At 42.2% G+C, this 23,318-nt stretch carries 20 protein-coding genes; 11 read left to right on the top strand and 9 right to left on the bottom strand.

The genetic code is table 11. The annotated features are described in order from the left end of the window. The first annotated feature begins 49 nt into the window (after window positions 1–49). The 6 genes from NI389_RS05105 (at window position 50) to NI389_RS05130 (ending at window position 4,321) form a co-directional block, all read left to right on the top strand. Entirely contained in the window at window positions 50–1,150 is a 1,101-nt protein-coding gene (locus tag NI389_RS05105; protein WP_308361848.1) for a PepSY-associated TM helix domain-containing protein, read from the top strand. 272 nt (window positions 1,151–1,422) lie between these two features. Beyond that, complete coding sequence (locus NI389_RS05110) at window positions 1,423–1,725, top strand: helix-turn-helix domain-containing protein (RefSeq protein ID WP_308361849.1); 303 nt, start codon at window positions 1,423–1,425, stop codon at window positions 1,723–1,725. Further along, window positions 1,685–1,855 (top strand): hypothetical protein, encoded by a 171-nt coding sequence (locus tag NI389_RS05115; protein ID WP_308361850.1) that lies wholly within the window; start codon window positions 1,685–1,687, stop codon window positions 1,853–1,855. Before NI389_RS05110 ends, NI389_RS05115 begins: the two co-directional genes overlap by 41 nt. A 15-nt stretch (window positions 1,856–1,870) precedes the next feature. Continuing rightward, window positions 1,871–2,509 (top strand): hypothetical protein, encoded by a 639-nt coding sequence (locus NI389_RS05120; protein ID WP_308361851.1) that lies wholly within the window; start codon window positions 1,871–1,873, stop codon window positions 2,507–2,509. 19 nt (window positions 2,510–2,528) lie between these two features. Continuing rightward, window positions 2,529–3,422, top strand: coding sequence for a helix-turn-helix domain-containing protein (locus NI389_RS05125; RefSeq protein ID WP_308361852.1), 894 nt, complete (start codon window positions 2,529–2,531; stop codon window positions 3,420–3,422). A 5-nt stretch (window positions 3,423–3,427) separates the two neighbouring features. Next, window positions 3,428–4,321 carry a helix-turn-helix domain-containing protein gene (locus NI389_RS05130; RefSeq protein WP_308361853.1) on the top strand — a complete coding sequence of 298 codons (894 nt, stop codon included), beginning with the start codon at window positions 3,428–3,430 and terminating at the stop codon, window positions 4,319–4,321. A 318-nt stretch (window positions 4,322–4,639) separates the two neighbouring features. On the opposite strand, the gene NI389_RS05135 is transcribed toward NI389_RS05130, so the two are convergent. Further along, on the bottom strand, window positions 4,640–5,911 hold the full coding sequence (locus NI389_RS05135) for an IS5 family transposase (protein WP_308361916.1): 1,272 nt from the start codon (window positions 5,909–5,911) through the stop codon (window positions 4,640–4,642). Window positions 5,912–6,462: 551 nt separating this feature from the next. On the opposite strand from NI389_RS05135, the gene NI389_RS05140 reads away from it, so the two are divergent. Continuing rightward, window positions 6,463–6,768 carry a transcriptional regulator gene (locus NI389_RS05140; protein ID WP_308361855.1) on the top strand — a complete coding sequence of 102 codons (306 nt, stop codon included), beginning with the start codon at window positions 6,463–6,465 and terminating at the stop codon, window positions 6,766–6,768. Continuing rightward, a complete protein-coding gene (locus NI389_RS05145; protein ID WP_308361856.1) occupies window positions 6,765–8,018 on the top strand; it encodes a type II toxin-antitoxin system HipA family toxin in 1,254 nt (417 codons plus the stop codon). Before NI389_RS05140 ends, NI389_RS05145 begins: the two co-directional genes overlap by 4 nt. Before the next feature lie 137 nt (window positions 8,019–8,155). On the opposite strand, the gene NI389_RS05150 is transcribed toward NI389_RS05145, so the two are convergent. Further along, the gene (locus NI389_RS05150; RefSeq protein ID WP_308361857.1) at window positions 8,156–8,404 is read right to left on the bottom strand and encodes a hypothetical protein; all 249 of its coding nucleotides are present in this window, start codon (window positions 8,402–8,404) and stop codon (window positions 8,156–8,158) included. 18 nt (window positions 8,405–8,422) lie between these two features. Beyond that, window positions 8,423–8,563, bottom strand: a complete 141-nt coding sequence (locus NI389_RS05155; protein ID WP_308361858.1) for a hypothetical protein — start codon at window positions 8,561–8,563, stop codon at window positions 8,423–8,425. 305 nt (window positions 8,564–8,868) lie between these two features. On the opposite strand from NI389_RS05155, the gene NI389_RS05160 reads away from it, so the two are divergent. After that, window positions 8,869–9,273, top strand: coding sequence for a helix-turn-helix domain-containing protein (locus tag NI389_RS05160; protein WP_308361859.1), 405 nt, complete (start codon window positions 8,869–8,871; stop codon window positions 9,271–9,273). Here NI389_RS05160 and NI389_RS21120 read toward each other — a convergent pair. The 5 genes from NI389_RS21120 to NI389_RS05180 form a co-directional block, all read right to left on the bottom strand. Next, window positions 9,270–9,485 carry a helix-turn-helix domain-containing protein gene (locus tag NI389_RS21120; RefSeq protein ID WP_372588615.1) on the bottom strand — a complete coding sequence of 72 codons (216 nt, stop codon included), beginning with the start codon at window positions 9,483–9,485 and terminating at the stop codon, window positions 9,270–9,272. The two genes, NI389_RS05160 and NI389_RS21120, sit on opposite strands and share 4 nt — an antisense overlap. A gap of 67 nt (window positions 9,486–9,552) precedes the next feature. Next, a complete protein-coding gene (locus NI389_RS05165) occupies window positions 9,553–10,056 on the bottom strand; it encodes a tyrosine-type recombinase/integrase (protein WP_308361860.1) in 504 nt (167 codons plus the stop codon). A gap of 163 nt (window positions 10,057–10,219) precedes the next feature. Continuing rightward, window positions 10,220–10,669, bottom strand: coding sequence for a hypothetical protein (locus NI389_RS05170; RefSeq protein ID WP_308361861.1), 450 nt, complete (start codon window positions 10,667–10,669; stop codon window positions 10,220–10,222). Window positions 10,670–10,671: 2 nt separating this feature from the next. Continuing rightward, entirely contained in the window at window positions 10,672–19,266 is an 8,595-nt protein-coding gene (locus tag NI389_RS05175; protein ID WP_308361917.1) for an RHS repeat-associated core domain-containing protein, read from the bottom strand. A 281-nt stretch (window positions 19,267–19,547) separates the two neighbouring features. Next, window positions 19,548–20,819 carry an IS5 family transposase gene (locus NI389_RS05180; protein ID WP_308361918.1) on the bottom strand — a complete coding sequence of 424 codons (1,272 nt, stop codon included), beginning with the start codon at window positions 20,817–20,819 and terminating at the stop codon, window positions 19,548–19,550. A gap of 551 nt (window positions 20,820–21,370) precedes the next feature. Between NI389_RS05180 and NI389_RS05185 the strand changes: the two genes are divergently transcribed. Together NI389_RS05185 and NI389_RS05190 are read left to right on the top strand one after the other, a co-directional pair. Further along, window positions 21,371–21,676 carry a transcriptional regulator gene (locus NI389_RS05185; RefSeq protein ID WP_308361855.1) on the top strand — a complete coding sequence of 102 codons (306 nt, stop codon included), beginning with the start codon at window positions 21,371–21,373 and terminating at the stop codon, window positions 21,674–21,676. Further along, window positions 21,673–22,926, top strand: coding sequence for a type II toxin-antitoxin system HipA family toxin (locus NI389_RS05190; RefSeq protein ID WP_308361856.1), 1,254 nt, complete (start codon window positions 21,673–21,675; stop codon window positions 22,924–22,926). Before NI389_RS05185 ends, NI389_RS05190 begins: the two co-directional genes overlap by 4 nt. 137 nt (window positions 22,927–23,063) lie before the next feature. On the opposite strand, the gene NI389_RS05195 is transcribed toward NI389_RS05190, so the two are convergent. After that, entirely contained in the window at window positions 23,064–23,312 is a 249-nt protein-coding gene (locus NI389_RS05195; RefSeq protein ID WP_308361857.1) for a hypothetical protein, read from the bottom strand. Window positions 23,313–23,318: the final 6 nt, after the last annotated feature.

Below are 23,318 nucleotides of genomic sequence, written 5' to 3' on the forward strand. Positions count from 1 at the left end.
TTATGCCAATCACCGAACTCGGTGGTTGGCTTTTTAAGGACGTCACCGAATGAAAAAAACACTGCACCTTTGGCACCGGTATTTGGGTCTTCTTGTTGCCATTCCTCTTTTAGTCATTTCCCTGACTGGCAGCGTACTTGTGTTCAAAGAAGAAATAGATCACTGGCTAATGCCCGAGTTGGCGAAAGTCGACGCACAAGTGGGTGCCCGCCTTCCCTACGACCAATTACGTACTTTGCTTACGAATCGGTTTCGACATTATGAAATTGGCAGCTGGGAAATCTTTGACGATGGACACACGGCTGACCGCATCTATCTGATAAAACACGGGACACTTGATTGGTATAAGGTCTATCTCGATCAATATCAGGGCACTGTCCGCTCAGAGCCCGTCCCCGTTAATTTCTATCTAACCGACTGGTTGCTAGACCTTCACTATAAATTTCTGATTGGTGAAACTGGACTTTGGATAACCGGAGTAGTCTCAATCATCTTATTGTTTATGGGCATTTCCGGACTCGTGATATATCGACAGTTTTGGAAAAAGTTCTTTAGTTTGCGGCTGAACGTAAAACGCACCGCATTTTTTAGCGATCTTCACAAGCTCACGGGCATTTGGTCAGCTCCTATCCTTTTTGTCCTCGGCTTTACCGGTGCGTATTGGAACATTTCGGAGATAATTCATCATCAATTTGAGCATCATGATGAAGAGAAGGTGGTAACTGGGCCGCTATACAATCAAGCACTTTCACTCGATGCAATGGCAAAAAATGCGCAAACGCAAATGGGGGGATTTAGAGCAACGTATTTACTTTTCCCATTTGAAGAAGGTCGTCAAATTACTTTCTTTGGTGAAGTCGGCAACATTGGCGTGCTTTCAAGTGAATATTCATCGACCGTCACGTTCAACAAGGACACCGGAGCACTTGAACCGAACTTTGATATTCGCGAAGCACCTGTCTTTTTCACGGTGGTTGATAGCTTTCGGAAACTGCATTTTGGTTACTTTGCAGGGTTTCCCAGTAAAATGATTTGGTGCTTAATTGGATTAACACCTCTCATCTTTACGATTACTGGGTGTTACTTATGGCTGAGACGCAGAAAGCCACAACAAAGTCGCAAGCAAGTGCCTTTATCAGCACAAATGTAAACATCATTTTAGCGGCTCGTCCAAGGGCCGCATTCCATGATATTCCCGCACAAACCTCATACTACAATGATTATGTTACAAAAAGAGACACAAGAAGCTTAAAAAACTTTTCGCCCTCCTCAAGATATGATATTTTTGTTAACGCTATTTATACACTGTAAATACAGGGATTTAATTTACTTAATTTAATATTTCAAACTTTATAACATCCATTGTTTTAGGTAAGGTAACAATGTAATGCGAAAGTTTGGCGTTTTAGCATTGAGGGAGCCATGCAATCACCCGAAGAGTATGAGGTCACACTTAGGATCCATACCATTATTAAAGAGCTGAAAGCCAGACGAGGCTATACCAAAAAGAAAATCAGTGAGCTGCTGGGGATTGGCTTAACCACGTTAGATGACCACCTCAATGGCACTAGTTCTTTTCGCTTAGGTACACTCATTAAATTTGCTCAGATTAGTCGCACACGTTTAGGCGACATTCTTGAAGGCACAAAAGAATTTGATCAGGAATTAAAAAAGGACACCCAACATGAAGAAGCAATCGAACCTATCAAAAGCCAAAACTCTTAATAATCTCTTATCATCACAAGTATGTGGTGGTTCTGGCGGACACAAAGGTACAGATCCAGCGCAAGTAAATGCCCCCGTAATGGCTGAAATCCCAACGCCTCCGAAAGTAATAGATAAGTTAGGTCTTTAGGCTTGGGAAGGATATATGAATTCACTGAAAAATTTGATTTTACTGGCTATTATATTTGGAGCAATAGGCGCTACCTATCTTTACTCAGACTTGATTTTACTACCTTTTTTTATTTTACTTCTACTTCTGATGGCTACATTCAACAAAGACGAATTTAACTTTACGTATTTAATAAAAGTAATTATTGCGTTCACTATAGTTGAATCACTCCTTGGCCTGACTATATTCAAGTTAATAACACACAAACCCGGCTTCATCCAGAACTCTATAATTTTCACCTCTCATTTGATAATTGACATACTAATCGCATATTTCATTTCAAATAGAAAAAGCATCTGCCTAAAATACATAAAAAACATTTCTATAGAAACTAAAAAGGAAATTTTTGAAAAATCTCTTCTTGATGCACCTCTATTAGGTGTCTATCTTCTATTTTGCATAGTAGATACTTTAGCACTTTTAGAAAATCTTTTGAGGCATTTAGACAAAATTGGCTTTCCGGCTGAGGCGGCTAGTAAATTCAGTGATTTTCAATTTTTATATAATAATTATGAATATATAAAATACGCTTTACTATCATTAGTTTTACTTTTATTTATTTCTCTTTTCATTAGAAAAGCAACCTCAGGATCTCAACTTCTACATCGGAGGTAGATTACAGAAAAAAACTGAAATGCAAACCTGTGAAGAGCTAGAAGTCACACAGCGCGTTCGTGAGATAATCGATGAGCTTAAAGCAAGACGCGGTTACACCAAAAAGCGCGTGTGCGATTTATTGGGCATTGGTCAATCCACCTTAGATGATTATCTTAATGGTAAATCGTCTTTTAAACTCGATACGTTGATCAAGCTCTCTCAAATTAGTCGCTTAAGTCTTTCTGATATCGTTGAAGGGACTAAAAATTATGACCGTCAATTGCACGAAACCAGCGATTTAAAAATCAAGCAACTTATCCGTAAAGGTATCGAGCTGAGCTTTATTGTTCTACTCGGTTCTATGATTGGGGCTAATTTCCTATTGCTAGTCATTCCTCTACTAGTCGTGTTTACCTTTTTATCAAGGAAGGAACCTCACGGCCAACTTTTCTCTGCGTTTATACTTATTCTTTCGGTTTTTGAATTAGGGTTAACCATCCCTTTTGAACGATATATATATGGCCAGTATTCTTCTTTCATACAAAACAGCACGATATTCTCAATCCATTTACTAATGGATATCATTACGTTCGTTTGCATTCGTAATTACCAAACCATCTCTCTATTCATTTTGTATAGAAAGCCTTTAAAGGAACGACTTGTGTACTTCAATACAAGCAGCATACTCAGCCCACTCCTTTTTACTTATCTTATTTTTTGTCTTACCGACGCTATCGCATTAGCAGAAAATTTGATCCGACATTTAGACAAAATCGGCATTAATGACTCTTTTGCAGCTCGATTTTCCCATTGGACTTTCTGGTTCCATCACTATCCAGAGATAAAAACAACGTTAGTCTGTTTTGTTCTTTTCTTACTGTATAGTAATTTGATGCTTCATCGCTCGCCCAAAACAATCTCATTAAGTTAATCACCATGCAAATCCCGGAAGAAATTGAAGTCACACAACGTGTTAGAGAAATTATTGATAACTTAAAAGCCAAACGCGGCTACACGAAGAAACGTGTGTGTGATTTGTTGGGGATTGGTCAATCCACCTTAGACGATTATCTTAATGGCAAGTCGTCTTTTAAACTCGATACGTTGATCAAGCTATCGCAAATTAGTCGTTTAAGTCTTTCGGAGATCGTTGAAGGGACAAAAGAGTATGATTATCAACTGAAGACGTCTGAAGAGTTCAAACTGAAGGAGATTGCACGTAAGGGAATAGAACTTAGTTTAATTATTCTCGTTGCAATGTCTTCTGGCGTTTACTACCTAAGCTTTTTTGTCCTTGCGCTAATCGCGGTTTATTTTTTATCTAAAAAATCCTTAGGATCACAGTTTATTATTTTAACAATTGTCGCATCTACAATTATTGAACTGGGGTTTACTATCCCATTCAAGCTATTCATATACAATCAATATTCAGGATATTTCCAGAACAATACTATATACTCCATACACTTAATAATGGATTCAATTACTCTTACCTGCATTTGGAATTACCAAACTCTTGCATGCTATTTTCATAAATCTAGATCGTTAAAAGAAATACTGTCTCTTTTTGACAAATGCCATATTCACGCCCCGATGATAGTAGTCTATTTTGCTTTTTGCTTTGTCGACATTGCAGCTATTGTAGAAAATCAAATCCGAAATATGGAAAGACTTGGGCTTGACGAAACGTTGGCCTCTCAGTTTTATCATTGGCAATTTATTTACGACTACTATGCAACTGTCAAAGTTACGCTGATTTGTTGCACGGCTTTTTTACTCATCAGTAACCTGTCCATTATTAAATCAACTCAAAAGCGAGCCTCTGCGTAAGCAGTACCCATAGTCAGCTGGTGCAATTTTGCACCAGCGAGATTCAAAAACACTCCACGACGAACCTGAATGTCTTTGTTAATTTGTATTTGGCGACTACAGAACAACAATCGGGAGACTACAACAATGAGTTTGCTTCTTAAAATAACATCTGCAATTACGGTATTAATATGGAGCACGACAACGCGATGTGCTGAATCAGAAAAGCAAGCAATTGCCTCGCTGTTTACCAACTATATGGCTAAATAGTCGATTCTGAAAATCTCAGTTTTTTCAAAAAACTGAGATTTCCGATTTAGGTGACAACCGTCAATTTATCTAACCCATTAATTCTGTCTCATGCTGACTTTCGCGCTCCAAAGGCATAAAGAACCAGCATAAAATCCAGACGTAAAAAAACCTCAATAGGCTTAGGATTTTTCTCAAGTTTTGCCCGACACCCGCGAAGATTGCGTTTAATTTATCGCCCAATATGCCTCTCAAGCGGTTTAATCCCAAGTGGCCATCATTTTTCATGTGTCCGATGATGGGTTCTATGCCATTGCAGCGCTTGAGTTTTTTCTTACTCGCAGGTGTCACGCCGCGTTTTTGACCTGCAATAAAGACCTCGTAGCGCTCTGCCATATGACCCCGATAACCTCGGTCTACAAAGCAGGTAAACGGATGCACGTTGGCGACGTCTTCGACTATCCTCAAGGTGCGATACAAGGTGTCACCGTCATAAGGGTTACCGTGCATCGCATGACAGCACTGTATAAACTGTTCTTTCACCGTCGTTGCCACGCTGACCTTCACCCCAAACTCGTACGGTTTTGCACTTTTGCCTTTTGCTATGCATTCAACGTGTGGCTCATGCAGTGAGTACAGCTTCGATTTACTGAATTTATCTTGTTTTAACAGTGTTTCAGCTTGCCGGAGTTGAACGACCATCGCCGCTGAAGGGTCGGTATCTAACTTACGAAGAATGTCGCGGAACACACGGCCAAGATACGACTTTTGTTTTTTCAACGCCTTACGCATCCGCTTGTATTGTTTGGCATACGCATAGCGACTGACTGAGTTTGCGACCTTCACACCTGCTCTCGCATAGCTTTGTCGCAGTGTGATACCTGCGTGTTTGGCAAGGTCGACTAGTTTTTTCCAGCATCGTTCAAGCAGTTTACTGTCGGTTGGAAAGCTGATGTTCTTGTCCATCACGGTGCTATCCACCACCACTTCGCGCAAACTACTTTCTTTTACCGCGCCGACTTTTAGTCCGACATCGACGGTGAGCGACAACATTAATTCCGTACCTTGCTCGCCAATTCGCTTGCAAAAACGCACCATAGAACTTGGGTCACACGGCATATGATGGGTAAAAAACTGCATCCCAAAAAAATACTGCCAATAGGGATTTTCACACCACATGGCGACGGCTTTTTCATCCGAAAGCTTATGAATTTGTTTAAGATATTCCAATCCAGCCAGTAATCGAATCGGTTTTCCCAACGCGCCACTATCTGCACTGTAAAGTTGACCAAATTCGGCTTCTAAACGCTGCCAATCAATGGTGTGGGCCAACTTAACGAGTTCATGGTTACAAAGAATCATTGAACATCTCACTAGGCAACAAACTAGTTATGGTCCAATTAAATGATTTAAGTGGTCCAGCTTAAAACTATAACTGTCCCTATATAAAAGATCCCACTGGTTAAAAAGATCAGAATATGGATGTGCAAAATATCGGTCCTTTGAACCAAAGAAATTAGCAGGTTAAACCATTGATGATAATAACCTGAACCACTTAAATCATCATGATGAACCACCTAGTAAATAGCAGTTTCGTAGACTAACAAAGAGCTTAATGCTAAAGATACAAGAGGAAGGTTGCTTGCAAACTATTCGGCTGATGCAAGTATCGCACTGGTGAGTATCATACTGTTCAATTCGATACTTTTAAAAGCACAGTTCTTGAAAGGAGCAACTGCTGTTAACTACCACCTAAAAGGGATAATTATCCATATTAAAGCGCGTTTAACAGGATAATTATCCCTAGACAAAGCAGTAAGCTTAAAACTCAAACTTGAATAACTTTATTTTTAAGGGATAATTATCCGCATTAATGGGCAATTAACGGGATAATAATCCCTAGTGAGTTAAGCATGACAAGTGTAGCAGGCCACAAAAAGCTGTTTCCAAAGCAAAAGAAGATCCTTACTACGTTTGGTGAAGACTTATTTCTCGCCATGAAACGCCGAGAATTCACCAAGTCATTGGTAGCAGAGCGGACAGGGTTAGACCCTAAAACCATCACTAAAGTATTCAACGGCGACCCAGGTGTTGCTATAGGCACGTACTTAAAAGTGATGGCGGTGTTTGGCATGGAAAGTAATTTTGCAGATATGGCTGGGCACGATGAGTTGGGAAGTAAACTTCAAGACTTGAAGTTATTGGAGAAAAAGCGATGAGTCGAGTAACGACTGAAGTTTATGCTTCTTGGTTTCCAATAAAAGAACCTATTTTAGCTGGCCACCTTTTATTTCAGGAAACATCACGAGGTGGCGTATTTAGCTTTGAATACGATAAAGCATTCTTAACATCTCCGTTTCGCATGCAGCTTGACCCGTCACTGACATTAACTTCTGGCGAGCATTACAACGATAGAAGTGATAAGAATTTCCGCGTGTTTTTAGACTCTTGCCCAGACCGTTGGGGCGAGTTATTAATGAAGCGGCGTGCAGCTCTCGATTTTAAAAATGGCCACAGAGAGACCGCCAGAATGACAGCCATGGATTATTTACTTGGCGTTCATGACTCATATCGAATGGGCGGTTTACGATTCAAAACAAAGTCAGAAGGCAATTTCTTAGATGATAATGCTGAGTATGCTGCACCGTCCATGGCGTCACTTAAACAACTAGAATATGCCTCAATGATGATCGAAAACGATGAAAACATTGATAGCGACGAGTATTACCGTTGGCTAAGCATGCTTATTGCGCCAGGCTCCTCATTAGGTGGTGCTCGGCCTAAAGCATGTGTGCATGATGATAACAATGATTTATGGATAGCCAAGTTTCCCAATAGTAACGACACGACAGATGTCGGCGCTTGGGAAATGGTCTGCCATAAGTTAGCCCTTGATTCTGGCATTGATATGTATCCATGTGACATTCAAAAGTTTAACTCTACTCATCACACTTTTATTACTAAACGATTTGACCGAGATAGAGGCCAACGAATACACTTTTCATCAGCCATGACGCAGCTTCAGTACTATGACGGCAGAGGTGAAACAGAAGATGCAAGTTATCTAGAGCTAGCAGAGTTCCTAACCGTAAATGGCTCCCAAACTCAAAAAGATTTAGCGCAGTTGTGGCGCCGTATTGTGTTTAATATTGCGGTATCTAATACCGATGACCATTTACGTAATCACGGCTTCTTGCTAACCAAAAAAGGATGGGCACTGTCACCTGCTTATGATTTAAACCCGTCTATTGATAAGACCGGCTTACACCTAAACATAGATGACATGTCAAATGAGCTAGATTATGGTTTGGCATTTAGTGTGGCTGATTACTTTAACTTGAAAGAATCGGAGGCTAAGAAAATCTATGACGAAGTGATGCTCTCAGTGAATAACTGGGAAGCGATAGCGTCAGATATTGGTATTAGCAGGCAAGAGCAGCTTGGAATGCAAGAAGCATTTAGAGTTTAGAATATTCACAATACTGGTTTTCGAGTTCAAACATTGCATGAGCAGAAAATAGTCATAGATTTCCTTCGTGCGCAACTATCTATATAAAAAAGTAGATAGTTGCGCGTGAAGCGCTCTAGGTGAAACTATCTTTAGATTTACCATCGAGCATAAATAAGAGAGTCGATGTGCCGATAGGTATCTCGCATATTTTCTATGCTGCCTTCAAGCAGCATATCGATAGGCCTTCTTCCTTTAAACTGGCCATTATAGTTTTTCAGCGACATAAAGTTATCGACATTGGCTTGGTTGTTAAATGACATTCGAATCAATTGATAGATGTTTAGAATGTAGCTTAATCGCGTTTGTTGGTCGCGACTAAGCCGAGCTTTCTCTGGCGTTTTCATATAGCGGCCAAGTGTACTTTAGGGAATGGCCAATACGATGGACATTTGAGAGCGGCTACATGACCAAGACTCCATGATCCTGATAACAGCTTTGAATGCCGAAGGCGTAGCATCTGCTAGCATTTCTTTTGTTGGCGCTTTCAAGTCGCGTTGTTCCATGTTTTTTTCTGTCCAATAAGTAGCTAAATATTCATAAGTATAGCTTCAGCTTGACGTTAATAAATGTAAAAGCTGAGTATGTTGATATGGTAGTTATGGTTTGGTTTTCGACGTTTTTGGGGGTGTTTATGGTTTGGATTTCGACGTTTTTGACTCGTTTTATGGGTTGGATTTCAACATATTCGTTTAACAAATGGTTAATTTACAAATAAATTTATCATCAACATTATGACACGAGGCTGTACAGAAAAGATCGTGCAAAATGCAAGACTTGACCCTACCGGCTTTATTATAACCCTTAACCCATGGGAAGAATAGGCACTGAAAAAAAGTTTGAAATAGTGAAGCGCCGCAAGTCTGGCGAACCAGCTTCAGCACTTGCGGCTGAGTTTGGCGTGTCGGAAAAGTCAGTAAAGCGATGGTTTGATGCGTACAAGGAGAGAGGTAAAAAAGGCTTGGACAACAAGTCAACCAAACCCAAAAAGTCACCCAATAAGATTTCGAAAAATATGGAACGAATGGTTTTGGAGTTCAAAGAAAAGCACACCGAGTGGCGACCCGCAACCATAGCTAAAGAACTAAAAATGCAGGGGTTTTCAATTTCCCACCCCAAAGTAAAAGATATTTTGATTAAGCATAAAAAACATGCCATCTGGGGTAAGAAAGGCAACAAAGAATGGTTTCAATGGTTAACCAAGCCCGAAGCTTAATTTTGTTTTTCACTAAGCCATGTCAGAATATCAGCAATACAATATCTGTTAGACCTGCCAACTTTATACATTGGCAATTCTCGGCGACTTGCCATATCTTCAATGGTTCTGTGTGACAGACCAACCAGTCGCGCAATTACCTTGCAGTCGACCAGTTGGTCTACACCGTATGATATGCCATCAATACAGATGGTCTGGTTAGAGTGGTTCATATTGTTATCCCTTATGATGTGATGGCTGTATTTATATGCCAACAACCCGCTGGTCTACGCCGGAATATCAAGTTGAATGCCGTAACATATGTGGATGAATTGGGAATGGTAGCCCAGCCGTTTCACCAGCACGTTTAATCATCTTACGCACGGTATCTGCTACTAATGGACCTTTGCGTTCGGTGATGAAGACGTACTGAGTGTCAGGGTAATCACGTTTCAGTTTACGCAATGCGCGGATGCTCTGACCACTCAACGGATGCACACTAGCAACACCATTCTTTAATCGGTTCACATGAATCAGACCTTGGGTTAAATCAACCTGTGACCATTTCAGGTTTACCAGTTCCGACACACGTAAAGCGTGATGGTAAGCAACCATGATGATGGTACTGTCACGATGACCGTGGCGACCGACCGATTTGGCTGCTTTGCTGATGCGCTCAATCTCTGATGATGTTAGATATTCACGTTCACGAACATCTTTATATTTGCGGGTATTGATAACTTTCGAGTTTTCGGTGTTTGGGGCGGGGTTTCTGTAATCTTCTAAGTTGCTGATATTACTCATCTGGCTCTCCATAACTTTCGAGATTATAGGTGATAACTGGAAAGATTTATACGGTTATGAGGATTGCTAGTAATGCTGAAGTTGGTGTAAAACTGTGATGATGGGTAAAAGTGATGTCCCGGATCCCTACGGGATCCGGGCAAAGGTGCGACTATATTGCTGGTTACCCTAGAAGGAATTTGATTACATCAGACTTGAATAGTTCTACATCAAATCTCTTCACTTTTTTGGGCAATGAATCAAAGCATGGTAGTGACTCTATTAGTTCGTTTTTTAGCAACTTTAAAGCTTCACTATCGGATGCCTTAACAAACGCTTCATACGATTCATTGTCGAGTTTTATGTCAAAGGTAAACGTGTTATTTACCTCTTTTGTACTTCCATCAAGTAGTGGTACTTGCTGACTCGCAATGTACTTTGGTTTTCTCTTGGCTGAGAATGACTCAAAGCCCGGTACAGAACGCAAGCATATAAAACCAATGTCGATGTTTTCTATATCTTCACCATACTCTTTGTCCTTAAACTGGTCGGTAAGTGAATCCGAAAAACTTTGTATCAAGGCTGATTTTTCATCAGCCTCCATGTCTATTTCAATTGCAAAACCAATGTTCATAATTATCTAAATATCTTATTGCCCGGGGGCAAGCTAAAGTTAATCAAGGCGTGGTTGTATATCTTCATTTTTTCTACAACTTTAATTTGCACTCGATTCCCATGAAATTCATTTACTTGTCGGAGGTTGTTTGTCCGCAAGAACGTGGGTGAATATCTAGATGTGGGGTTGGTGGTTTCTCCAAACTTCCAAACATCTCCTGCTTTGAGGTTTGTGACACCTGATGAGCAATTAAAGCAAGGGTACACCCCATCTTTGGTTGCACGTAATGAGTATTGAACACCGTCTGGTCCAGCAGCCTTCTTCATTATGCCGTCAATTTCAGTTCTCATTTTTTCCATGAGTTCTGGGCCGTAATATGCGGCAGCGGCGAGCGTCGCAACGCCCATGACAATTTCACCAGCAGGTGTTGGTTCCGCTGCTGCTCCTCCCCAGCCAACAGCTAAAACTCCCGCTGCTTTAGTGGTGTCATCATCGCTAGGGTTTAGTGTTACAGCGTTATCAGAAGGTGTTTCAGTTTTTGTGGTACCATTCAACGCAGCTTCCGACTCACCTTCTTTCCCCTGTATGTCACGGTTAACATTTTGCTCAGAAACAGCTTCGCCTGCCGCTTTATCCTGCTCGTTCTGCTTTTCTTCACCATTACAAAATTCAAACGTCCACCCACTTTGTGTGCACAAATACCCCGTAGGGTCAGTATAGCTCAATGGGTTGTTAAACACGTACGTATAACGGTTAAAGCTCTGCGCCGAGGTAGGTTCTTGCACAAATGGGTCTGCCTGCATAAAGCGTCCCAATGTCGGGTCATAAATACGCCCCCCCATGTGGATCGCTTCTGCATGGTCTACATGCTCATGACCCGTGAAGCCTTTTTCAGTAATATCAAGTGCATTTTGTACACTTGGGTCTGTATACAGTTGCTGTATTTTACCCCACGTTAGTCCATCTCGACGACGACCAAAGGCATCGTAGCTTAGGCGCTCTATTAACGCACCATCTTCTGCAGTGATAACATCCGTTGACCCTAAGTGGTCTTTGTACATATATCGTGTTGTTTGCACTCGCCCCGTTACCGTTGCGATGGCAAAGTCACCAATATAACGGCGATATTGCCTACTACCCGCCTCGATTACAACCTCGGTATTACCCGCATAATACGTTGTGGTGGTTTTATCACCCTCTTTATCTATGCGCTGAAAACGACTGTTTTTGGCATCGTACTTAAACTCCGTTTGTGCCTTTTGCGACACAATACGCGTTGGCTTATCAAAATAGCTATACCAAACCTGTCTCGTTCGTGTACCGCCATCGTAAGCATATGTTTGGTTACCACGCGTATCATAACAGTAGCTGAGCTGACCGATGCTGGATACGGCATGCGTTCCCGCAGGCGTTGCACAACGGCTCGCTTTGCCAGAATATTGATAATATTGACCTGACTGTACATCTGACTTGGTTTTGATATTACCGTTATCGTAGTAACTCATTGATAACGTATTCACCCCATTCATCGTCACTGCCGATAAACGGTTTAGCTCATCATAACCAAACACTTCGAGTAAGTTATCTCTGGCCGTGTCACCATTTTTATCTTGGCGTGCACGTAAGTTACCCAACCCATCGTATTCAAAGACCAAATCCTGAACAACACCATGACCTGTGTTGATTGACTTTAAGAAGCCCGTCTTTTCATCATACTGCGCATTGCTGGTTACGCCCGTACCCGTTTGCCATTGGGTTATATTACCAAAGGCATCCATTTGCTGCGCTTGGTAGTACACAGTCTCACTATTTCGTGCTTCTTTGAGCGCTATCGCATACCCGTTTTGGTACTCGTACTGAACACCTCGGCTGTCACCCGATACATCAAACTCTTGGAATACTCGGCCCAAATGGTCGTAAGTCGTTGAGCTGGTCAATTGCTCACCGTCTAAATATCTTCCGACCTCTTTAACACGTCCAAAGCTATCCGGTGTAAACCTCGTTAAGTCACCTTCAGTACTGCTTTGACGAGTTAAAAACGCACCATCAAATTCAAATTGACTCTCCTTGCTGGTATTACCCGCAGTATCAAGTACGTTAGTTTGTACTTCTCGACCAAGACTGTCGTAGCTATGCAGCGTCGCGCTTTTATCTGCCGCAGTAAACTTAACGACATTACCTTGCGCGTCATTCGCATAGCTCATTTGCCCCTTATCGAGATCGTTCATAAAGATTTTATGCCCATACGCATTGTAATCGATATACACACTTTGCTTATCTGGGTCCTGGACCTCTGACAACAGTTTCAATTCGTTATAACGATATTCAGTGCTTGCTGCGTTCGCATCTACGGCCGTGGTCAGTAAGTTAAAACCGTTATGGGTTTTACTTAATGTGTAATTAATCGTCGCATAGTCACTCAGTGGGCCGTTATGGGTGCCAGATACATGCGTATATTGGGTTGCGCCCACATAACGCTCTTGTTTGGTAATGCCACTCGGAGAGGTTGATAGCCATCTACGCCCCAGTACATCGTACTGCTTTTCCTCGTAATACACCGTATCGCCTTGTTGATACGGCACACTTTGTTTTACAAGTTGACCAAAGTTATCGTATTCATTGCGCTGAGATATCCAACCACCGGTTAGGGTTTGTTGGTCTGAGCCCAGTTCACGACCAAACATATCTAAATACACCACTTTCGTCGGCGCATTAGAGGCTTTATTCTCTATTCTATACGTTGCGCCTTGCGGGCAATTATTGTCACACCAACTTTTTATTGAGCTGGCATAACTACCATCTGCACGCGCTGAGAAGTACAACTGACCAAACGCATCATAACGTCTAATTTCGGTGACGCCATGTGGATCTACAGCGGTTTGTGGTAAGCCCCATGCATTGTGGTTTGAGTAGGTGTATTCTGTGAATAAACCATTACTTTCACTGCGTATATGACGCCCTTGGTCATACTCAACATGCTTACGATTAAGAATATGATAAAGCGGTAACGCGCCTTTATTGATGGTCGCTGTTGTGCAGTTGTCCGCGTAATGTTGACTACACTGAGTTGTCGTCAGTACATTACCGTAACTGTCATACGTAAACGCTTCTTTTAAGTATACTTGCTCCGACTCTGGCGTACCCTCTTCGCTCACCCCTCGCTCAGTATACTCAACACGGTTTTCATCATTGTACGACGTTGTATAACGCTGTGTACTTTGTGAGTGCTCTATTGACCCTCTTTTCAAGGTTGACGTGACGGTTTTGGTCGTCGGACGCGCAAGATACCAGTTGTTTGTGTCTTCATCGTCATACTGGAAGCTTTGCTGTGTATGCCATGTGAACCCACCAATATGGTCTGTTTCAATTGACGTGAGTGCAGATTGGCGAATATAGCTGTTATTTACCACCTCATAGTCAATTGACTTGGTTTCTGTCTTCAGGTCCGTCTTTCTAGAGCCTTCGATATGGCCATTTTCTCCATCTAAGACATACGTAGTAGTTTGTGAGCCTTTCACAACCCCCTTAACCACTTGCCCTGAGAATAATGACAATGTTTGCCAGTCTGTAACGCTATAGCGACTTAATAAAGCCCCCTGATAAGACCTTTCTTTAATTTCTGGCTGGCCAGTAAAAGGCGCATCTTGTCGATACGTTGTCGTTTCTACTATGCCGTTACTAACATTGGTTTTAGTGACCTTTTTGAAACCCAATGCACCACGACCACCGGCTTGCACCTTGAGACCTTCGTAATCGAAAGCAAATCTTTGCTCTGAATCTTCTCGTGTTGAATTTGCTGCCGTTTGTGCCGCCCAACCTGACACCACAAAACCACCGCTTCTGACATCTTTAACTGCAGCCCCATTACCCCAATGTTTAGTGTTCGCATCCGTGTCGGCGGTATGACCATTAAGCAAAGTCGTATAACCGAATTCGTGTGTTGGTCCTTTTTCCACTCGAACGTGTTCCAGTCTATCGATTGGCTGATTACTTTGGTTTGCATCGTGCCAGATATACACAATGCCGGATAGCTGATCAAAAGCAATCATCGCTGGCTGACCGTCACCGTCTAAATCAGCAAATAATACTTGGCTAGCTCCTGAACCCACTATATGAGGTGTGCCATCGATTCTATCGCCTACATCCGCTAGGGTAATTTCTGACTTCAGTGTTGGATGACTCAACTGGGCCTTAACTTTTTTATCTTCCATAAAGACATAGTCATCTCGGCCATCGCCATTAATGTCTATATATGCATGAACAGCGACTTCTTCATGAGGACCAAGCCTTGGAGGTTCATCAATACTTGATACCTCAGAGCAAGACCTAAATTTAACACCATCAAAGCACTTTCCTAGAAAATCCGCATAGCCGTCACCATTGACATCCCCTTGCAGTTTTTCAGAATATATCTCCCCGCCCACTGAACTATTCATCCCAACACTTGGGTCAATATAACGCTCTGAGAAAACTTGCCCTTTACTGGTATTAATTAATATAAAAGACCTTGCACTTGAAAAGGTTCGACCGGTATGAGCGTCAACTTCCATCCCCCATGCACCTATCAATCTATCAACAAGACCATCATAGTTGAAGTCAAATAGCCCAACCACATCCAAAGTCGCGTCACAGCGACTCATTTGTGAACAAGCACTCCAGTAATCCCAAATCTCACCAAGTGCCTCGCTGTCATATTTCTGCACCGGACGCTGTACGCCATCACCGAAGATATCTCCATATATTTCCGTTTCATTTGATGGGAGAATTTGAATTTCGTCTTGACCATCATTCTCTAAATCAGTTACGTGCCAGTTTCTTCGATGCACATATACGTTTTCTTCATTTGCGTCTTCACCTACATGACGCCTTGTTGATTTTCCTGTAGCTAACAAGCCTAACTCAGAAATGCCTGTCGTCGAAACAGCAAAGTTACGAATTTGAAAGTTCACGTCGTCATCTGCTGCGGCCAAGATAACCAGCTCTTGCTTACCATCTCCATCGTGGTCCATCAATTTGATTTCTGGTCTTTCTAGGCTGGTTAAACCAAATGCAGACTTAATGTCGTAAGAAATTAAATGACTGTTCTCGACCAAACCAGTTGGTACATCATCACTGTAATCAAATGTTGTGGGCGTTTTACAGCCACCATATTGACCCGCGCATTGTCTAATCGAATCAAGCAAGGTTCGATTACTTGCACGGCTGGCTACATAATCAAAACCATAATAATTGACGTCTTGGTTAAGGTGATTTGTCACCACGATAGAGCGTAAACGCTTATCGTCTGTAATTAGTGTGCCCAAGAAATAACGTTTATATAAGTCCGGTCGTGTTTCATAATTAAACACGACGGTATTACCTGCATAGGTAACTTTAGCTAAGCGGAGGCGTTCAGTATCGGAACCTTGATACTCATAGTGAATAACGTTGCCGTAAGTATCTGACTTTTTACTCAGATGCCACTGATAAACCGTACTACTTGCCACCTCTTTTACGCGGGCATTGTCAACGTTGCCGTAGGTATGTTGCTCACCCGATGGCAAGTACACCACAAACCCTGTGTTACCCAAATACTCAACCTTAACATTCGGTTCAGATTTTAGACGGTATGTCGTACCACTAGCCAGTTTGCTCCCTGCGACCTCAGGCACTAAGCGTTGGCCATCTAAACAGACTGCATCCGTCTCATCTAACTGAATACCCTGATAATAACCATCTTCTTCTAAATAGCGACGACACCTTGCAATCGTTGAACGACCAACTAGTGCCCAACCATAGCCAAGCTCACTGTCACCACCGGCGCTTGAATATTGGATCGACAACTCCGGCGTAAAACCACCTGGTGCAACGGGTACTTCAATCGACGTTTCGTATGTTGCATTACCTGCAGAGTTAACGTCCACATCTGCATCAATCATACCTAATGCGCTGTAGGATGCATCGGGTACTTGCGCCATAACTGGGGTTTGTGGCGTTTCTACCTTGGCAGGCTCTGCATCAACACTCATCCAAGACGTACAGCTGCCATCCGCAAAGCACACTTTAATGCGGTAAACTTTACCCTCTGAGTTACTCAGCGCTAAGCTTGTTTCGCCATTTTTAAGCGTTGCCAACAAACTCCAGTTAAGTGAGGCCATATCACAGTTATCACTACACGTAGCGCTTTCTATCGTAACTGTACTGCCGCTTGGTAAGCTTGACCAAGTTAGTTCATCACCTTTGTTCTCTGGCGCAAACTCTTGGTTGATCACCTCTACACGCAGTTCTGTTTCCCATAGTTCACTACATGCTTCTACATCGTCAGCCGACTGCGTCACCACAGGGACCAATAAACCCCTCATACTCACTGGAATGATTTGTTGTGCATCGGTTAAGCTACATGCCTGAGCAAAGAATCTATAAGTACCGGATTTAGTGAATGTATAATCATGTTTACCTAGTGCTTTAGTGAATGGCATTGAAGTGCCATTTGAGCTACTTGATAACCTAATTTTTTCAGTACTATTTGGCAGCATCACATACAAAGTTGCGCTCAATGGCAACGAAGCTGGGCTTTCGAACTCCCAAGTGATTTGTTCTGTCGCGTTGATAAATGTGCGCGCAGGCGCTGACACTTTCAACTTCGGCGTGTCGGCAGGTAAACCAACCGTCTTGTATTCATTTGTTGGTGCTGACCATATAGAGCATGAGGAGCTACTACACGCACGAATTTTGTACGAGCGAACACCGCCATCAAGATTCTCATGGGTTACTCGTTGGGTAGCCGAATCATGGCTATGCGACACATTGAACCTGCCTGGAACCGTCCAGTCATTATCATTGTACTTAATTGAGATATCGTAGTATTCGGTCCCCTGTATTGGACCCCACTCCAGCGTAGTGCTGCTACCATTCACAATAACATTGTGGATCCATACTGGTATTTCTACTTTATTAGATTCTTCAGACCATTGAGTACACTGACTTAAGTCGCTATTACAACCTCTTACTCGATAAGATCGTTGTCCAGAAGGTAAATCAGGCCACGAAATACTTTTACCATCGCTGATATAACGACCAGGTACAGTCCAATCATTAGTGTTGTATTTGATTTGAATATCAAACTGACCCTGTACCGAAGTATCCCAATTGACAGAGATACCATTATTGGGTTCTAGTTTAGCTTGAGGTTTATCAACAAAATTCTTTATTGGCGATGATACATCAGAATATCCGGAACACCCTGAAGCATTACAGGCGCTAATTTTATATTGTCGAGTTCCGACATCAAGATCTGCCCAACTTGCACTTGTGCTTTGGTATACGAAACGCCCTGGTTCCGTCCAGTCATTGGCATCAAACTTAATACTTAAATCGTAATAAGTTGCACCATTTGAAGCGCCCCAAGTTACATTTATTTTATTACCAATCACTGATGCTTGAGGTTTAGATGGGCGCTCAGGAGTAATAAAAATTTCTATCTGGTCAGATGGTTCAGAAGGCTCCGAGCAGCCAACTAAATTACATGCTTGAATCCTATAGATGCGTCTGCCTTGGTATACATCACCCCAAGAAATTTCATTGGTTGTACTTTCATAGTTTTTTATATCTGTAAACCCAGCGTGTTCCCACTGAACTTGTATCCTATACTTGCTAGCACCGAGTACATTATTCCACTGAACTAAGATATCTTTTTTATCCACCTTAACCGTCGGCTTATTAGGAATATCAGGTTTAGGCGAAGTAATTGTGCTTGAACTAGCTGACCAACTCGTCGTGCAGTTATTCTCACTATTACATGAACGCATACGGTAACTACGATCAACAAATACATCTGTTATATTAGGCCATGTATGTATGCCATCAGTGTACTGGTAGTTTGACGATTGCCAACTACCAGAGCCATCGCGATACTGTAGTTGGTAATAACTAGCATCAGACATTATTGCCCATCTAAGGGTGACTGTTTTATCAACGATAGAAACAGACACAGATGAAGGCGCTGCAGGTATCGGTAATGGAGAGCTTACCCAGTTCGATGAGCTAGACCATGGTGAACAGCTATTTTGGCTGTTACATGCTCGCATGCGGTAGTTACGGTCTCTAAATGTTTCCGTTAAATTATTCCACGTATGAGAGCCTCCGTAGTAAGTGCCACTTGAGGTGCCCCAGCCGCCATTGCCATCTCGATATTGCAGCTGATAATAATCCGCCCCGGATACTGTTCCCCAAGAGATTGAGGCTGACGTTCCCGTGCTGTTAATTGATGCCAAAACATAAGAAGGAGTGCTTGGCGTTGGCAGCGGTGTACTTATCCAATTCGACGAGCTAGACCAAGTAGAGCAGTTATTATTGATGTCGCACGCTCTCATACGGTAGTTTCGGTCTATTAGTGTTTCTGTAATATTTGACCAAGAGTGAGAGCCTCCGTAATACATACCGCCAGACGTTCCCCAGCCGCCATTACCATTCCTGTATTGAAGTTGATAGTAGCCAGCACCTGAAACAGTACCCCAAGAGATTGACACTTCCGTGCCCGTACCATTGATCCACGCTGACACATAGGAAGGCGTGCCAATCGCGTGCACCGCAACACTGAGTAAAGAAAAGCATAAAAGCAAAATGATACGGATCATTATTTACTCTCCTCGTCGGAACAAATCATTTTGTTTCTAATAAATCTATTGATGAGCAACATATAATTTGTCATGCGTTGCGTTTTCCTTTGGTGGGGGGACATATTCAGCTCCAATTTACATCACTGTAATAATAAATAAGCGCGAGAGTCTAAAATAGTTCCCCAAATCGATATACATAGTTTCACATTAAAATGTGAAACTATGTAAATAGTCGATTCTGAAAATCTCAACTTTCCAGATAACCGAGTGTTTTAGTTCCCAATTCATCCACAACAAGCCTAGCTAAACAACTCGATATTTGTCCGATTTCTCCAACTCAGGCACATTTTCAACCAACATAAAATCCAGACGTAAAAAAACCTCAATAGGCTTAGGATTTTTCTCAAGTTTTGCCCGATACCCGCTAAGATTGCGTTGAGTTTATTGCCCAACATGCCTTTCAAGCGGTTTAATCCCAAATGGCCATCACTTTTCATGTGCCCGATGATGGGCTCTATGCCATTGCAGCGCTTGAGTTTTTTCTTACTCGCAGGTGTCACGCCGCGTTTTTGACCTGCAATAAAGACCTCGTAGCGCTCTGCCATATGAACCCGATAACCTCGGTCTACAAAGCAGGTAAACGGATGCACGTTGGCGACGTCTTCGACTATCCTCAAGGTGCGATACAAGGTGTCACCGTCATAAGGGTTACCGTGCATCGCATGACAGCACTGTATAAACTGTTCTTTCACCGTCGTTGCCACGCTGACCTTCACCCCAAACTCGTACGGTTTTGCACTTTTGCCTTTTGCTATGCATTCAACGTGTGGCTCATGCTGTGAGTACAGCTTCGATTTACTGAATTTATCTTGTTTTAACAGTGTTTCAGCTTGGCGGAGTTGAACGACCAGCGCCGCTGAAGGGTTGGTATCTAACTTACGAAGAATGTCGCGGAACACACGGCCAAGATACGACTTTTGTTTTTTCAACGCCTTACGCATCCGCTTGTATTGTTTGGCATACGCATAGCGACTGACTGAGTTTGCGACCTTCACACCTGCTCTCGCATAGCTTTGTCGCAGTGTGATACCTGCGTGTTTGGCAAGGTCGACTAGTTTTTTCCAGCATCGTTCAAGCAGTTTACTGTCGGTTGGAAAGCTGATGTTCTTGTCCACCACGGTGCTATCCACCACCACTTCGCGCAAACTACTTTCTTTTACCGCACCGACTTTTAATCCGACATCGACGGTGAGCGACAACATTAATTCCGCACCTTGCTCGCCAATTCGCTTGCAAAAACGCACCATAGAACTTGGGTCACACGGCATATGATGGGTAAAAAACTGCATCCCACAAAAATACTGCCAATAGGGATTTTCACACCACATGGCGACGGCTTTTTCATCCGAAAGCTTATGAATTTGTTTAAGATATTCCAATCCAGCCAGTAATCGAATCGGTTTTCCCAACGCGCCACTATCTGCACTGTAAAGTTGACCAAATTCGGCTTCTAAACGCTGCCAATCAATGGTGTGGGCCAACTTAACGAGTTCATGGTTACAAAGAATCATTGAACATCTCACTAGGCAACAAACTAGTTATGGTCCAATTAAATGATTTAAGTGGTCCAGCTTAAAACTATAACTGTCCCTATATAAAAGATCCCACTGGTTAAAAAGATCAGAATATGGATGTGCAAAATATCGGTCCTTTGAACCAAAGAAATTAGCAGGTTAAACCATTGATGATAATAACCTGAACCACTTAAATCATCATGATGAACCACCTAGTAAATAGCAGTTTCGTAGACTAACAAAGAGCTTAATGCTAAAGATACAAGAGGAAGGTTGCTTGCAAACTATTCGGCTGATGCAAGTATCGCACTGGTGAGTATCATACTGTTCAATTCGATACTTTTAAAAGCACAGTTCTTGAAAGGAGCAACTGCTGTTAACTACCACCTAAAAGGGATAATTATCCATATTAAAGCGCGTTTAACAGGATAATTATCCCTAGACAAAGCAGTAAGCTTAAAACTCAAACTTGAATAACTTTATTTTTAAGGGATAATTATCCGCATTAATGGGCAATTAACGGGATAATAATCCCTAGTGAGTTAAGCATGACAAGTGTAGCAGGCCACAAAAAGCTGTTTCCAAAGCAAAAGAAGATCCTTACTACGTTTGGTGAAGACTTATTTCTCGCCATGAAACGCCGAGAATTCACCAAGTCATTGGTAGCAGAGCGGACAGGGTTAGACCCTAAAACCATCACTAAAGTATTCAACGGCGACCCAGGTGTTGCTATAGGCACGTACTTAAAAGTGATGGCGGTGTTTGGCATGGAAAGTAATTTTGCAGATATGGCTGGGCACGATGAGTTGGGAAGTAAACTTCAAGACTTGAAGTTATTGGAGAAAAAGCGATGAGTCGAGTAACGACTGAAGTTTATGCTTCTTGGTTTCCAATAAAAGAACCTATTTTAGCTGGCCACCTTTTATTTCAGGAAACATCACGAGGTGGCGTATTTAGCTTTGAATACGATAAAGCATTCTTAACATCTCCGTTTCGCATGCAGCTTGACCCGTCACTGACATTAACTTCTGGCGAGCATTACAACGATAGAAGTGATAAGAATTTCCGCGTGTTTTTAGACTCTTGCCCAGACCGTTGGGGCGAGTTATTAATGAAGCGGCGTGCAGCTCTCGATTTTAAAAATGGCCACAGAGAGACCGCCAGAATGACAGCCATGGATTATTTACTTGGCGTTCATGACTCATATCGAATGGGCGGTTTACGATTCAAAACAAAGTCAGAAGGCAATTTCTTAGATGATAATGCTGAGTATGCTGCACCGTCCATGGCGTCACTTAAACAACTAGAATATGCCTCAATGATGATCGAAAACGATGAAAACATTGATAGCGACGAGTATTACCGTTGGCTAAGCATGCTTATTGCGCCAGGCTCCTCATTAGGTGGTGCTCGGCCTAAAGCATGTGTGCATGATGATAACAATGATTTATGGATAGCCAAGTTTCCCAATAGTAACGACACGACAGATGTCGGCGCTTGGGAAATGGTCTGCCATAAGTTAGCCCTTGATTCTGGCATTGATATGTATCCATGTGACATTCAAAAGTTTAACTCTACTCATCACACTTTTATTACTAAACGATTTGACCGAGATAGAGGCCAACGAATACACTTTTCATCAGCCATGACGCAGCTTCAGTACTATGACGGCAGAGGTGAAACAGAAGATGCAAGTTATCTAGAGCTAGCAGAGTTCCTAACCGTAAATGGCTCCCAAACTCAAAAAGATTTAGCGCAGTTGTGGCGCCGTATTGTGTTTAATATTGCGGTATCTAATACCGATGACCATTTACGTAATCACGGCTTCTTGCTAACCAAAAAAGGATGGGCACTGTCACCTGCTTATGATTTAAACCCGTCTATTGATAAGACCGGCTTACACCTAAACATAGATGACATGTCAAATGAGCTAGATTATGGTTTGGCATTTAGTGTGGCTGATTACTTTAACTTGAAAGAATCGGAGGCTAAGAAAATCTATGACGAAGTGATGCTCTCAGTGAATAACTGGGAAGCGATAGCGTCAGATATTGGTATTAGCAGGCAAGAGCAGCTTGGAATGCAAGAAGCATTTAGAGTTTAGAATATTCACAATACTGGTTTTCGAGTTCAAACATTGCATGAGCAGAAAATAGTCATAGATTTCCTTCGTGCGCAACTATCTATATAAAAAAGTAGATAGTTGCGCGTGAAGCGCTCTAGGTGAAACTATCTTTAGATTTACCATCGAGCATAAATAAGAGAGTCGATGTGCCGATAGGTATCTCGCATATTTTCTATGCTGCCTTCAAGCAGCATATCGATAGGCCTTCTTCCTTTAAACTGGCCATTATAGTTTTTCAGCGACATAAAGTTATCGACATTGGCTTGGTTGTTAAATGACATTCGAATCAATTGATAGATGTTTAGAATGTAGCTTAATCGCGTTTGTTGGTCGCGACTAAGCCGAGCTTTCTCTGGCGTTTTCATATAGCG

This window comes from Pseudoalteromonas xiamenensis (genome assembly GCF_030994125.1).
Taxonomy (GTDB): domain Bacteria; phylum Pseudomonadota; class Gammaproteobacteria; order Enterobacterales; family Alteromonadaceae; genus Pseudoalteromonas; species Pseudoalteromonas xiamenensis_B.